This window comes from Mesorhizobium sp. M4B.F.Ca.ET.058.02.1.1 (assembly GCF_003952505.1).
In the GTDB taxonomy this organism is placed as follows: domain Bacteria; phylum Pseudomonadota; class Alphaproteobacteria; order Rhizobiales; family Rhizobiaceae; genus Mesorhizobium.
This window is the reverse complement of sequence record NZ_CP034450.1, coordinates 4662963-4675886: the sequence shown is the minus strand read 5'-3', so window position 1 is coordinate 4675886 and position 12924 is coordinate 4662963. Positions and strand designations below refer to the sequence as shown.

At 58.6% G+C, this 12924-nt stretch carries 11 protein-coding genes and 1 pseudogene; 10 read left to right on the top strand and 2 right to left on the bottom strand.

The annotated features are described in order from the left end of the window. Positions 1-9 precede the first annotated feature (9 nt). Complete coding sequence (locus tag EJ073_RS32390) at positions 10-240, top strand: transposase domain-containing protein (protein ID WP_245455320.1); 231 nt, start codon at positions 10-12, stop codon at positions 238-240. After that, entirely contained in the window at positions 192-476 is a 285-nt protein-coding gene (locus EJ073_RS22815) for a hypothetical protein (RefSeq protein WP_245455319.1), read from the top strand. The genes EJ073_RS32390 and EJ073_RS22815 overlap by 49 nt, the downstream gene beginning before the upstream one ends. 229 nt (positions 477-705) lie before the next feature. Here EJ073_RS22815 and EJ073_RS32385 read toward each other — a convergent pair whose 3' ends face one another. Together EJ073_RS32385 and EJ073_RS22805 are read right to left on the bottom strand one after the other, a co-directional pair. Further along, a complete protein-coding gene (locus EJ073_RS32385; RefSeq protein ID WP_245455318.1) occupies positions 706-882 on the bottom strand; it encodes a transposase in 177 nt (58 codons plus the stop codon). Positions 883-1621: 739 nt separating this feature from the next. Then, complete coding sequence (locus tag EJ073_RS22805) at positions 1622-2536, bottom strand: LysR family transcriptional regulator (RefSeq protein WP_126057701.1); 915 nt, start codon at positions 2534-2536, stop codon at positions 1622-1624. A 463-nt stretch (positions 2537-2999) separates the two neighbouring features. On the opposite strand from EJ073_RS22805, the gene EJ073_RS22800 reads away from it, so the two are divergent. The 8 genes and pseudogenes from EJ073_RS22800 to EJ073_RS22765 all read left to right on the top strand — a co-directional run bounded on the left by EJ073_RS22800 (position 3000) and on the right by EJ073_RS22765 (position 12919). Then, complete coding sequence (locus EJ073_RS22800; RefSeq protein ID WP_126057700.1) at positions 3000-4583, top strand: ABC transporter substrate-binding protein; 1584 nt, start codon at positions 3000-3002, stop codon at positions 4581-4583. A 25-nt stretch (positions 4584-4608) separates the two neighbouring features. Continuing rightward, positions 4609-5547 carry an ABC transporter permease gene (locus EJ073_RS22795; protein WP_126057699.1) on the top strand — a complete coding sequence of 313 codons (939 nt, stop codon included), beginning with the start codon at positions 4609-4611 and terminating at the stop codon, positions 5545-5547. Position 5548: 1 nt separating this feature from the next. Further along, a complete protein-coding gene (locus EJ073_RS22790) occupies positions 5549-6442 on the top strand; it encodes an ABC transporter permease (RefSeq protein WP_126057698.1) in 894 nt (297 codons plus the stop codon). Continuing rightward, a complete protein-coding gene (locus tag EJ073_RS22785; protein WP_126057697.1) occupies positions 6439-7461 on the top strand; it encodes an ABC transporter ATP-binding protein in 1023 nt (340 codons plus the stop codon). Before EJ073_RS22790 ends, EJ073_RS22785 begins: the two co-directional genes overlap by 4 nt. Further along, positions 7458-8495 (top strand): ABC transporter ATP-binding protein, encoded by a 1038-nt coding sequence (locus EJ073_RS22780; protein WP_126057696.1) that lies wholly within the window; start codon positions 7458-7460, stop codon positions 8493-8495. Before EJ073_RS22785 ends, EJ073_RS22780 begins: the two co-directional genes overlap by 4 nt. A 107-nt stretch (positions 8496-8602) precedes the next feature. Beyond that, entirely contained in the window at positions 8603-9823 is a 1221-nt protein-coding gene (locus EJ073_RS22775; RefSeq protein WP_126057695.1) for a CapA family protein, read from the top strand. A gap of 613 nt (positions 9824-10436) precedes the next feature. Beyond that, a pseudogene (locus tag EJ073_RS22770) lies at positions 10437-11174 on the top strand (IS5 family transposase); the annotation flags it as partial. A 515-nt stretch (positions 11175-11689) separates the two neighbouring features. Further along, on the top strand, positions 11690-12919 hold the full coding sequence (locus EJ073_RS22765) for an acetyl-CoA carboxylase biotin carboxylase subunit family protein (protein ID WP_126057694.1): 1230 nt from the start codon (positions 11690-11692) through the stop codon (positions 12917-12919). Positions 12920-12924 lie beyond the last annotated feature (5 nt).

Here is a 12924-nt window from a genome sequence, read left to right as displayed (position 1 = left end):
TATCGAACAATGCAGCCGAGCGAGAAGTCCTGGCTGTTCTGCGGTTCCGATCGCGGCGGACAGCGCGCTGCCGTTCTCTACAGCATGATCGTCAGCGCCAAGATGAACGACATCGACCCGCAGACCTGGCTCGCCGACGTCCTCGTCCGACTGCCCGCCTATCCGGCCCATCAGATCGATGATTTGCTGCCGTGGAATTGGAGATCCGCAAAACTGCGGACCCAACCAGCTGCGGCCTGATCATGCAGCGCAATAAGGTGCATCACGTCTACACCGTCGAACGTGTCGCCAGCGACCTCGGCGTCAGCGAAGCACTCATCCAGGACCTGACCCTCGTTCTCGAGCCCGAGGACGGCGTCATCTGGGTGTACGGGGCCAACGATGACGACCGGATCTTGGCCTTCACCGATGAAGGCATCGAGGAAGTCAAACTCCTCCTCGAAGAATATCATCGCGTCTCCCCATCGAAAGCTTGACCTCAGCACCGCAGTGACGGCCAGGCTCGAATGCATCAGCACCCCGCACAAGGTCAGCACGTTGAGCTGCCCGGCCTTGTAGCGCCCGGCGTTGATGGTTTTGGTGAATCCGATTTTGCCCGGCTGCGCGCGGCTGTAGATAAATTCGGTCGTGTCCTGCAGGATAAGGATCGGACCTTCGCCCGCCGCAACGCGCGCCGCAGTCGCGGCGAAATGGCCGGCGAGAACTCTATGTTTTCGCCGCCGCCCGGTCGCCGCAGGCCGCCGGGATTGGCTTGCCCGGCGCAGCTGACATCTGCTCCAGCAACCGTTGCAGCCGACGGGCCAGACGCTTGTCTGGAAGGGCCGCCGCAGAAAGCTCTTCCTCCTGCAAAGCGCTCTCGCTGCTGCTGGTCTTGTCTCGCATCCGTGACGCCTCCGTGATTCGGCGTCACGGACAGAATCACGGCAGATTCATACGGGGCAATAGGCCCGCCGACGATGTGGGTAATCAGAAGCTTCACCGGATGCGTACGCTTTCGCCGCAGGCGGACATTAAATCTGGCTAGCCAGTTGGAGCGGCTTCGTGGTCGGTAAGAACCCCTCTGCACTGCCTGCTCCGAAGGTGAAGAGCGGTCAGCCAAAAGGCAAACCTGGCCTGGTAGAGTTGAACTGGGCCGGAACCCGTCTGCGGGCTTACTGCGGAAGAGTCCTTCGTGCCCGTTCCGGCTGGCGATTCAGAGTGACTCGTGCCACGATGCGCCTGTCGGCTGGCCTCCGCGATCTGCAGGACGGCATAGGTCGGGACGTGCACCGCGCGCAAGGCATGGCGTCGGCCAACTCGATCGCCTCATGAGGGACATGAGGAACTATGGGGGCACGTTGCGGCGGTTCTACATGGGAGTGCGGCAGCGCGACGGGCCGGGCCGGGCCGGAATTTTGGCAGAGCACGCACATGAAAGCAATGGAAGCTGTACGCGGGGGAGAGCGGTATGTCGCTCGGGTTGCAGCAAGCAGGTTTGGAGATTCCGCGCTTATGGGCGCTTGATCACATCCGAAACGTACCTGCTTATGGGGTCGACCCCGACTCCTCCCCATCCAGGCCGCGGCCTTGGGGGCATGGCGGCGACTCCCCGGCAGCGGACCTACAAACAAATATAGATGGTTCAATCGCGCACATGCCTCAGGCCGACGTCCTTTACCCAGCTTTCTATGGCGTTAACCAACGCTTCTCTGAGGAGAGTTTTCGCACTTCCTAGCCTCCAGAACACCACGTATTCGTAGGTCGCGGAAGAAAGAAAGGGGACGACTTTCAGGTTGAATAAGGCGCACTGCGCAGCGATGAATTCGTTGGCAATTGAGATTCCCAAGCCTTCCGCCACGTATCCCGCCACAAAGCCGACAGCGTCGGTTCGCACCTTGACGGGTTCCTCTAACATCATTCCGGTGTGATGTGACGCGAATTCACGATCGAGAATAATGTAGCGCTCCCCGGCAATGTCATCCGCCGTGATCTCGCCCTTGTGCGCCAAGGCGTGCTGGGACGACATCATGCACACACACTTGCTCACCGTGAACGTACGCCACTCAAAGAACCGATCATCCAAGGGAAGCCGGGAAATTCCCACATCTGCCTCTCCTGTCAATATGCTCTGCGCGATTTGATCGTAGCCCTGCGCCCTGACATAAAACTCCGCGTCAGGCTCTGTTCGATCAAGGGCACTGATAAGCTGGGGAACAAACAACAGGCATGATAAATGGGGCGCGGCAATCGTCAGACTCTCTCTGGCCGAACCGAAGGACCCGATGATCTCCTTTTCTATTCGGACAAGCGTCTCAAAATAGCGATCGATCTTGTTATAGATTTCGATCGCACGTGTCGTGGGGATGAGGCCGCGCCGGTCTCGGACGAAGAGCTTTTCTCCGACCATCTCTTCGAAGAGCTTCAATTGCTGGCTGACGGCGGATTGCGTGACACCGAGAAAACGCGCAGCACCGCGCGTCGAGCCAACCTTTATGATTTCTCCGAATGCGCGAGCACACTTTAACCCGAGGGCAGCGTGTTCATTTGGTTCCCTCACTAATTCATCCTCTGAACGTGCCGTTCTGGCTCGGAGCGTACGTTCGAACCGCTATGTTAGCAATCCTCTATATTAGCCATCCTAATCGGGCGTCACAAAAATTTAATAAATTGACGGCAACCACAATTTCCCATCTTTAGCCATCAACATTCGAATTTAGCCGTCAAACCTCGGCGTAGCATGGGCAGGGCAATCATGATCCAGCCAACGGATAAAAAGGGGGCCGAACGAGTTTACTCGATCCGTGAAAATGCTTGCGATGGCGGCCCTGACAGCTTTGCCAGGTGACTTCAAGATGATGACGCTTGATTACATGGCATTCAGCAAAAACGTTTCGCGGCACACCTACATATTCGAGCCACTGGTCTATCAGAGATAGCTGAACCTTCGCAGGCACTTCCGCGCTACAAAATGAAAGCGACCCCGCTCCGGGGGAAATTGTTCAACAATTGGGGAATCGATCATGGATGCTATCGCAGGAAATGTAAGCCGTCGAGCCTTTCTCAAAATCGGCGCCGCGCTTGGCGGGGGTGTCATCGCCGCCGGCATGCCATTGTCACAAGCCATCTGGGCAGCCGGAGGCAAGGTGCTCAAGGCGCGCGGCATGCGCGACATCGCCAAGCTCGATCCGGGCTTCTACCAGGGTGGCCCCGATGTCGACGTGATGAATTGCATCTATTCGAAGCTCACGCATTATAAGCCCGGCTCAGAATGGGGCTGGGAGCTGGAGGCGGCAGAAAAAATCGAGCAGGTCGATCCTACTCACATCCGCTTCCGACTAAAGAAAGGCATCAAGTTCACTGGCGGTCACGGCGAGCTGACAGCTAAGGACGTCAAGTTCTCGTTCGAGCGCGTGATCAAGCACAATTCGCCGGACAAGGGCGATTGGGGGCCGCTCGATCATGTCGAGTTGGAAGATGACTATACTGGCGTGATCGTGCTCAAGACACCCTTCGTGCCGCTATGGAACATCGCGCTCCCTTATGGGGCTGGTCATATCATTTGCGAGGATGCCGTGATGAAGGCAACAAAGGACGGCGGTGATTTCGGCATGAAGCCGCCCGCTTTCTCCGGCCCCTATGTACTCGCCGACTGGAAGGCGAACCAGTATCTGCTCTTGACGCGCAATCCGGACTGGTCAGGCCCGAAACCCGGCTTTGACGAAATCCGCATTCTGCCGATCTCCGATATCAAGACGGCGGAACGGGCCTACCAGGCGGGCGACATCGATTTCACCAGCACCAGTCTGGATTCACTCGCGACGTTCAAGAGCAATTCGCCCGCCGACACCAAGGTTGAGGAACATCCCTCGCTCCGTTACGCCTGGATCGGCATGAATATGGATCACCCCAAGCTGAAGGACATCAATGTCCGCAAGGCGATCCAATGGGCGATCAATGTGCCGCAGATCCTGGAGGCTGCCTATTCGGGCCAGGCCGATGTCGCGACGGGCATCATTGCTCCGGGGATTGTCGGGCATCGCGATAAGGCGCTCGTCCCACCGGAAGGCAATCTCGCAAAGGCCAAGGAGTTCCTGGAAAAGGCCGGTGTGAGCGATCTGACCTTGACCATCGATTGCACGAATGTGAGCACTTTCTCGACCATAGCCGTGATCGTGCAGGCGCAATTGTCGCAGATCGGCATCAAAGTCGAGATCAATGCCCAGGATCGTGGCTCGTTCTCTACAGTTGGCAAGGAGTCCGAGGGCGAACGCTGGAAGGATCTGCAACTCATCATAAATGATTTTTCAAGTTTGCCTGACCCATCTTATCCGACCTCTTCGTTCTTGCAAGACCAGGTCGGCGTGTGGAACTGGGAGCGTTTCCGTAGCCAGCGTTTCGATGAACTCTACGCCAAGGGGGTCACGACCGAGGACAAGGAGGCGCGCGCGAAGCTCTACTACGAGATGCAGGATCTCATGGAGGATTCGGGCGCCTACCGGTTCCTGACCCATGGCGGCAATCCAGTCATGTATCGCGCCAAGCAAACACAGGCCGCGACGCGTCCGGATGGAATCCCATTGTATCTCGATTTTTCGACGGCTTAATTGAGCAGCGCGGCTGAGTAAGAACATGTGGTTCTATTTTCTCAAACGGATCGCGCTCGCGGTCGCAATCATTGTGATCGCGGTGACGCTTCTGTTCCTGATGATCCATGCCGTGCCGGGCGATCCTGCCGCGATTCTGCTCGGCCCACGCGCGACGCCCGAGATGAAGGCGCAGCTCCATCAGCAGATGGGGCTCGACAAGCCGCTTGTCGTGCAGATTGCCATCTTCTTCGGCGGGCTGCTCCACGGCAATCTCGGTTATGATGTGTTCAGCCAGAGAGCTGTTGCCGATATCGTCTTCGAGCAATTGCCCTATACGATCGAACTGATCCTGGTCTCAATCTCATGGGCGGTCGCGGTCGCAGTGCCGCTCGGCTGTTGCTCGGCCATGCGGCGAAGCTCCGTGATCGATCAGGTAGCCGGCGTCCTGACGATCGCCACGATCGCAATTCCTTCCTTTGTTATGGCCGTCTACGCCCTGCTGATTTTCGCCGTGACTCTGCATTGGTTGCCGGCGATCGGAGCCGGCAATGGTTTCTGGGACGGGCTTATCCATCTCATCCTCCCAGCCTTTGCCATAGGAAGTGGCTGGGTCGGCTACATTTCCCGATTGGTGCGTGCATCCATGCTAGAGGTTCTAGGGGAAAACCACATACGCATGGCCCGCTCGTTTGGGATTTCGGAATGGCGCATCGTTGCACGATACGCGCTGCCGCTCGCGATCCTGCCGACCGTGACAATACTCGGCGTTGGAATAGCATCGCTACTTTCGTCCGCTGTCTTTATCGAGGTAGTCTTCGCGAGACCTGGCATCGGCGCGTTAATTGTGGACGCGGTCAATGCGCGCAACTATCCGATAGTGATGGGCACCGTGCTCATCACTAGCTTCCTTGTCGTCCTCACTACGACGCTCTCCGACTTGGTCGCTGCAGCGCTCGATCCTCGAATCCGCGAGAACCTCTAGCATGGCGAGCATTGAAGCTATCCATCCCGAAGCCAATGGGGAAGAGGGCCTCGGCGTCTTCCGTAGCTTCCTACGGCAATTGTGCAACCACCCTCTGGGCGTGCTCGGAGCAGCGCTCGTCGCGCTTGTGGTGGCAAGTGCGGTATTTGCGCCGCTCATCATCGCGCAGGACCCGATCCGGATCATGGCTGGGCCGCGCCTGGAGGGCCCTTCGCTGGAATTTCTTCTGGGCACGGACCATCTGGGTCGCGACACGTTTTCGCGCGTCATGATGGGCGGCCGCATCCCGCTCCTCGTCGCTTTCGCCTCTCTTGGCAGTTCGCTGGCAGTCGGTCTTACGCTTGGCCTCATCGCAGGCATAGGGCCGCGCTGGCTCGACAATTTGCTCCTGCTTGTATTCGATACGAAGCGCTCCATTCCAAGCATCATTTTCGCGTTGGCCATGATCGCGCTTCTCGGACCCAGTCTGGCCACTCTCATTTTCGTCATCGCAATAGGGTCGGTGCCGATCTACGGGCGTGTAGTCCGCACCCAGACATGGGCCCTGCGCAACAGTGAGTACATAGCCGCAGAGCGCAGCATGGGCGCGAGCACGACGCGTATTGTCGCCGTGCACGTACTGCCTAACGTCATCGGCCCGCTTCTGATTCTGGTGAGCATGGATGTGCCGACCGTCATCGCCGTAGAAGCAGGTCTCAGTTTTCTCGGCTTAGGCGTGCGCCCACCGACTCCTGATTGGGGAGTGATACTCAGCGATGGCTATAGCTCCATCAATCAGTCGCCCTGGCCGGTCATCGCCGGCGGCATTCCTGTCGTTCTCGCAACGCTAGGCTTCACATTCCTCGGTGAGGCGCTACGCGACATCTTCGATCCCAAGCTGCGGAAAGACCTATGAGACACGACCATTCGAGACCGCCGCCCTCTTCCAGCCGCCGCCCGCTTCTTGAGATCCGTGACCTCACTCTCGATTTCGGTACGCCGCGTGGGCGCATCCATGCGTTGCGGAACGTTTCGCTCAATGTCCCGGCCGCAGAGGTGGTTGGCATCGTCGGCGAAAGCGGATCCGGGAAGTCGACGCTCGCCTATACGGTGATGGGCCTGCTCCCCGAGAATGCAGATGTGACAGCAGGCAGCATCCTGTTCGAAGGACGAGACCTGCTCACAATGACCGCTCAGGGACGTCGGAGCCTGCTCGGCGATCGTCTCTCCATGATCTTTCAGGATCCGATGACCGCACTCAATCCGGTGCGGACCATCGAGAGCCAGATGATCGATATTCAGCACCACGAACAAGAAAGCCGCAGCGAAAAGCGCGCTCGTGCGCTCGAGATGCTTCACCGGGTCGGAATTCCCGATCCCCAAAGCCGTATCGGCGCCTATCCGCATCACTTCTCTGGCGGCATGCGTCAGCGCGTTTGCATTGCCATGGCGCTTTTAGTGAAACCGGCGCTCCTCGTCGCCGACGAGCCAACCACCGCGCTTGATGCGACCTTGGAAGTGCAGATCATTCATTTGCTCAAGGATCTGCAAAAGGAGATCGGCTGCTCGATTCTGTTCGTCTCCCACCATCTCGGAGCGGTGGCTGAGTTGTGTGACCGGGTCGCCGTCATGTATGCGGGCGAAGTGGTGGAGCAGGGCGCCGTTCGGGACATCTTCCACAATCCTGCTCACCCCTACACGCGCTCGCTACTTGAGTGCGATCCCGGGCGGATCAAGAAAAGCACCCGCACTTTGCCGACCATTCCGGGCGAGGTGCCAAGTCTCCTCGGCAGCAGGAAGGGATGCATCTTTTGCACACGTTGCCGACATGCGTCCAACCGCTGTGCCCAAGAGAACCCGGTAGAGTATCGCATCGGCGTGGACCAAGTCGCCCGATGCCATCTCCTCGACAAAGAAAGGCTGGTTTCGGCATGAGCGCGCTGCTCCGCGTTCAGGACCTGCGGGTCCGCTTCCGCACCATGGGTCCGCTCAAGGCGCTAGCTTCCGGGACGACAGCGCCTTTCATCGACGCAGTATGCGGTGTCTCGTTTGAAATCCGCAAGGGCGAGACACTCGCCCTTGCCGGTGAAAGTGGCTCAGGCAAATCCACCATCGCGCGCACGATAATCGGCTTGCAGAGGGCTGTGAGCGGCAGCGTCAGCTTCGACGGACAGGAAATTGAGGAGCTCACCGGGGTCGAACGCAAGCCTTATTTGCGGCGCATGGCGATGATGTTCCAGGATCCCGTCGGCTCGCTCTCGCCAAGGCTGACGGTGCGATCGCTCCTGACACAGCCGTTTCGGATCCATGGACTAAGGGATCGCGATGCCGGAGGCGAAGCCGAGCGCCTGCTTCGGATGGTCGGCTTGCCGGCGGATTTTGGACGCCGCTATCCCCATCAGCTTTCCGGAGGTCAGGCCAGGCGCGTGGGTATCGCGCGTGCTCTCGCGCTGAATCCAGACTTGATCATTGCCGATGAGCCGACCGGAGGCCTCGACGTTTCCGTGCAGGGCGAGGTGCTCAATCTTCTCGCGCGGCTCCAGGACGAACTCGGCATGGCTATCCTGATCATCACGCACAATCTTAACGTGGTGCGCCACATGACCGATCGCATGGCGATCATGTATCTCGGCCGCTTTATTGAGGTCGGCTCGACCGACCGTATCTTTGACCAACCGCGCCATCCCTACACCGAGGCGCTGCTTGCAGCCAATCCCGAGCCTAACCCGGATGCAGTGCTCAATAGGATCGAGCTCAAGGGGGAGGTGCCGAGCCTGATGAGGCGGCCAACCGGCTGCGAGTTCCACCCCCGCTGCCGTTACGCGCAGGAAATCTGCAGCCGCGTATTCCCCGAATCCTCAACAGACCCGGACGACACGGAGCACAGCTTCAGATGTCATTTCCCGCTGGGCCGACGAACCGAGCGGCCGTTGGAAGTGGCCCTGTCTCCGGCTGGACCCAAACTCTGACGATTGCCATTCATGATAGCTGCAGAGCTTTGAGCTGCTTGTTGCCCCTCCCCTCAACATTCACCAAGCGCGGCCGCCTCGGAAGAATCCAAACAGAAGGCCCCAAAATGAACGACAATTTTACTTTGGCAGTCACTGGCCAGTCCCTAATTCATCACGATACGCGAAATATCAGATGCCCGGAGTTCGATCGCGTGAAGGCAATCCTAAAGGGCGCGGATCTCGCATTTACGAACTTCGAGGGGACGATATACGGCTCACATGGCGGGTGGCCGATGAAAGGCTATTGGTTCGGAAGCAGCAAACCGTTTGTTCTGGACTCCCTGGATGAGACGGGCTTCAAGGCCCTCTCACTATCCAACAATCACTCCTTTGATCTGGGGCCCTCGGGCATCCTCTCGACGTTGGACGAGGTCGGCAAGAGGGGGTTCCTGCATGCGGGAATTGGGCGCAACGCAAGCGAGGCGCTCGGACCAGCCAGCGCCACATTTGGCAAACGAGCCGTTGCGATGGTTGCCATGGATGGGGGGCCGGGGGACGACTTGATGTATGCAGCCGACGCTACCGACCACCGGCCAGAGCGACCCGGCATCAATCGTCTTCGGATGTCTCGGATTCTCGATGTCGATGCCGAGGCTTTCGGCCACCTTAAGGCGATCCTCGACAAGGCTGGATACTCCTCATTGGACCTGTACGAGCCGGAGGACCAGCCGCAGCTCAATCAAGGGGAACTGTGGATCGGGCGCGCGGCCTTTCGCAAGTCGGACCGGTTCGAGCGAACGGTCTTTATCGACAAAGAAGATCTCAAGAACAATCTCCGGGCCATTCGAATGGCCGCAGATGGCGGAAATCTGGTAATTGCTTATCTGCACCACCATCACTGGGCGAGCCATTGGCTGCAGTCGCCCGACTGGATCAGCGCCTTCGCGCGGCAATGCATCGATGCAGGCGCGGCGATCTTCGTCAGCCATGGCGTTCCGGTACTCTTGCCCATCGAAATCTATCAGGGCCGACCGATCTTCCACAGCCTCGGCAATTTCATCTTCCATTCACGGTCGGACATTTGGAAGCCAAACGAGGTTTGGGAAAGTGCCGTCGGCCTCTGCTCCTTCGATCAGAACCATCGGCTGACATCTCTAACCCTCCACCCGGTCATTCTCGGAGGCGAGGAGGGGCTGAAGGACGAAGTCCTGCAGCGCCGGTTGGTGCCGCATTTGGCCACGGGAGCCGCTGCCGATCGCATCTTGGGGAGGGTTGCATCGGCGTCGATGGCGTATGGTTCACGGATCGAGGTTGTCGAAGGGGCCGGAAAGTTCGATCTGGTGTAGCTGCACCAGCCATACATCCAGCCCGCCATTTAAGCCAAAGCGCCTTGATAGAGCCGAGGATGAAGAATGGGCTAGCAACTTCATTGGGCACAATAACATCATTCTCGAGAGCTGATGCGATGTCTACGCAGATTCATGTGACTGATCCCAAAAGCCTCAAGGCCCTCAAATGGCGTTGGACCCGCCAGAGGTGACCGCGTTGTGGCCGTCGCGGGCAACTACGACGACCCGCTGGTGTTCTATTCCGGTGCCTGCGCGGGCGGGGTGTAGAAGACGATCGACGGCGGTGTTTGTTGGCGCAACGCGTCCGTCGGTTAGTTCAAGGGCGCCAGCTTTGGCGCGCTCGCGGTCGCCGGTGCCGACTCGAACGTCATCTATGCCGGCACGGGCGAAAACGACGATCCTCGTCGAGGTCTCTTTACGGACATGGGTCTACAGGTCGACCGATGGCGGTCGCAGTTGACTCATCTGAGGCTGAAGGAGACCCGCCATATCGGCAAGATTTGCGTTCCGCACGCCCCCCGACATCCTTTATCTCGCCGCGCTCAGCGACGCGTTCGGCCTCTACGAGGAACGGGGCGTGTTCCGCTCCAAGGACGGCGGGAAGAAGAAGATCCTCTACCGCAATTCAAATGCGTTAACGGATAAGGAATGGGGCGGCGATCGAGCCGTTCATGCCCGAGGCAAGGGCGACGGTACGACCGCGCACGACCGAGTTGCGGGCGGTCGTGGACGGCTCCTCTACATCGCCTGGACAGGCTACCACTGGCGGGCATTGCCGGACCGCTTTCCACCTGTTTCGACGCTTCAACGCTATTTCTATGCCTGCGAGACCAATGGGCTGTGGAAGAACATCAACTTCCATCGGGTGGCCGCGGCACGTCTGGCGCTTGGGCGTGAGGCGAGCCCGAGCGCCGGCATCATCGACAGCCAATCGGCAAAGACCACGGACGTTACGGGCTTGCGCGGCTACGACGCCGGCAAGAAGATCAAGGGTCGCAGCGCCATTATCACCACACCGAGGGGCATCTGGGTCGGGCTAATGGTCCATCCTGCCGACATCCAGGACAGGGATGGAGCGGTCCGCGTCATTGCCTCCATTCGACAGCTCTATCCCTGGCTGCGCCATCTATTCGCCGACGGCGGCTATGCCGGAGAAAACTGACCCAGGCCCGGGCCGACCTGCACGTGGACCATCGAAATCATCCGGCGCTCCGACGCGGCCAAAGGCTTCGAGGTGCTGCTGCGACGATGCGTCGTCGAGCGAACTTTCGCCTGGCTCGGACGATGCCGTCGGCTCGCCAAGGACTTCGAGGCGACCTTCGCCAGCGCCGAGGCGTGGATCTTCGTAGTGTCCACCCGCCTCCATGCGCTGGAGAAGCTCCAGCTTCTGGTCCTCATCAATAACTCTTTGCCGTCCGGCCATGCCCCAGTTTCCTCTCTTGCAGGGAAACTGTCCGCGATTTTCCTTGTCTCAGTCGAGGGGTGCACTCCAATACTGTCCGGGATTTAGCGAAAAGGGTGTCCGGCAATTACCGAAACACGCACCCATTCCATTCGTGACAGTCTGGAACGAGACCACAACCAGGCGCTCGCCATCAGTTCTTCCAAATCACGCAAGTGAGATTATAGGCAGGTACAAGCGCACCCAAAGCAGTAACCTGGCCAAACTCGCGTCCCTTGAACATTCGCAACGCTCCTAAATTTGTCGAGACGCTCCGTGTCACACCGCCGGCAATCGTTTAACAGACACTTCAACTAACTTCACAGAATCTTTGCGACCGCTGATAGCTGACAATGATACGTTCACCTTGAGTTTGAGGTCGGGCACCGTTGCAAAGCACACAATGCCGGGGTTTACAGTCGATGGCAAGAAGAGCTCTCATCCTAGTTGAAGGCCATGCGAGATCCACTGGTCTGCTGTATGTCCAAGCGGCGCAGCGTCTTGGCCTTCATCCAATTACCCTGTCGGCTGATCCAGCTCAGTACGACTATCTCGCGGCGGAAGGAATTGAGGCAATTCGTGTCGATACGGACAATCTCGATGCGCTGATCGCCGAATGTTCCCGGCTACGTGCGACGTATGATATTGCTGGCATTACGAGCCCCTGGGAGGCGGTCTACGCGACAGTTGGCAAACTCTGCCGCTATTTCGATCTGCTGGGACCGAACCCCGCATCCATTGAACGATGCTGCGACAAATTTACTCAACGTCAGCTCCTCGCGGAGGCCGGGGTCCCAACACCTGCTTATCGCTTGGCCACGAATGCGACGGACGTGGAAAGCTTTGCCGTTGAGATCGGGCTGCCGGTGATTCTTAAGCCAGCCGTAGGCGTCGGCAGCAGAGGTGTTCGATTGTGCCGCACCCTCGATGAGTTGGCCGAACACACGACCTTTCTGTTGGGCGGGAAGCATATATGGCGGTCTTCGCCGAGGATACTTGTCGAAGAATTCGCACAAGGCCCATACTATAGCGCTGACATAATGGGAAATGAGGTTATTGCGATTGGCACCGCTGACTTCGGCCCCCCACCGCATTTCGTCTTTCGTGAGTTCACTTTTCCGGCACCGCTAACTCATGACGAGCATGGGCGTATCGCCGCTGTTTCGCTTAGCTGTTTGCGAGCTCTGGGCCTTGGCTGGGGGCCAACGGGGATTGAATTCCGGTGGACCAAGCGTGGCCCAGTCGTCATTGAAGTCAATCCGCGGCTTCATGGCACGCCCACTCCCCAACTAGTTAAGCTGGCTTACGGCGTCGATCTCGTCACCGAGCATATCAGGCTTGTCATCGGCGAGGAGTGGGACTTGCGCAAAAGGCATTCGCAGACAGCGGCCGCGCGATTCCTGGTTGCTGACCGCGATGGCACGCTCGAGTGGATCGCCGGCGACAGTCAGGCTGCTGCCATCCCGGGTGTAGCCGAGGTCAAATTCTATGTTGAACCCCAGACCCAGATAATCAGAAAAGGCGAATCCCGAGACACGATCGGACATGTCATCGCCGCTTCACACACCCCTGCCCGGAGCAAGGCGATACTTCAGCGCGCCGTCAACTTAGTCGGCTGGTCGATCACATCATTTCCGACCGCTGGCAAATAGGAACA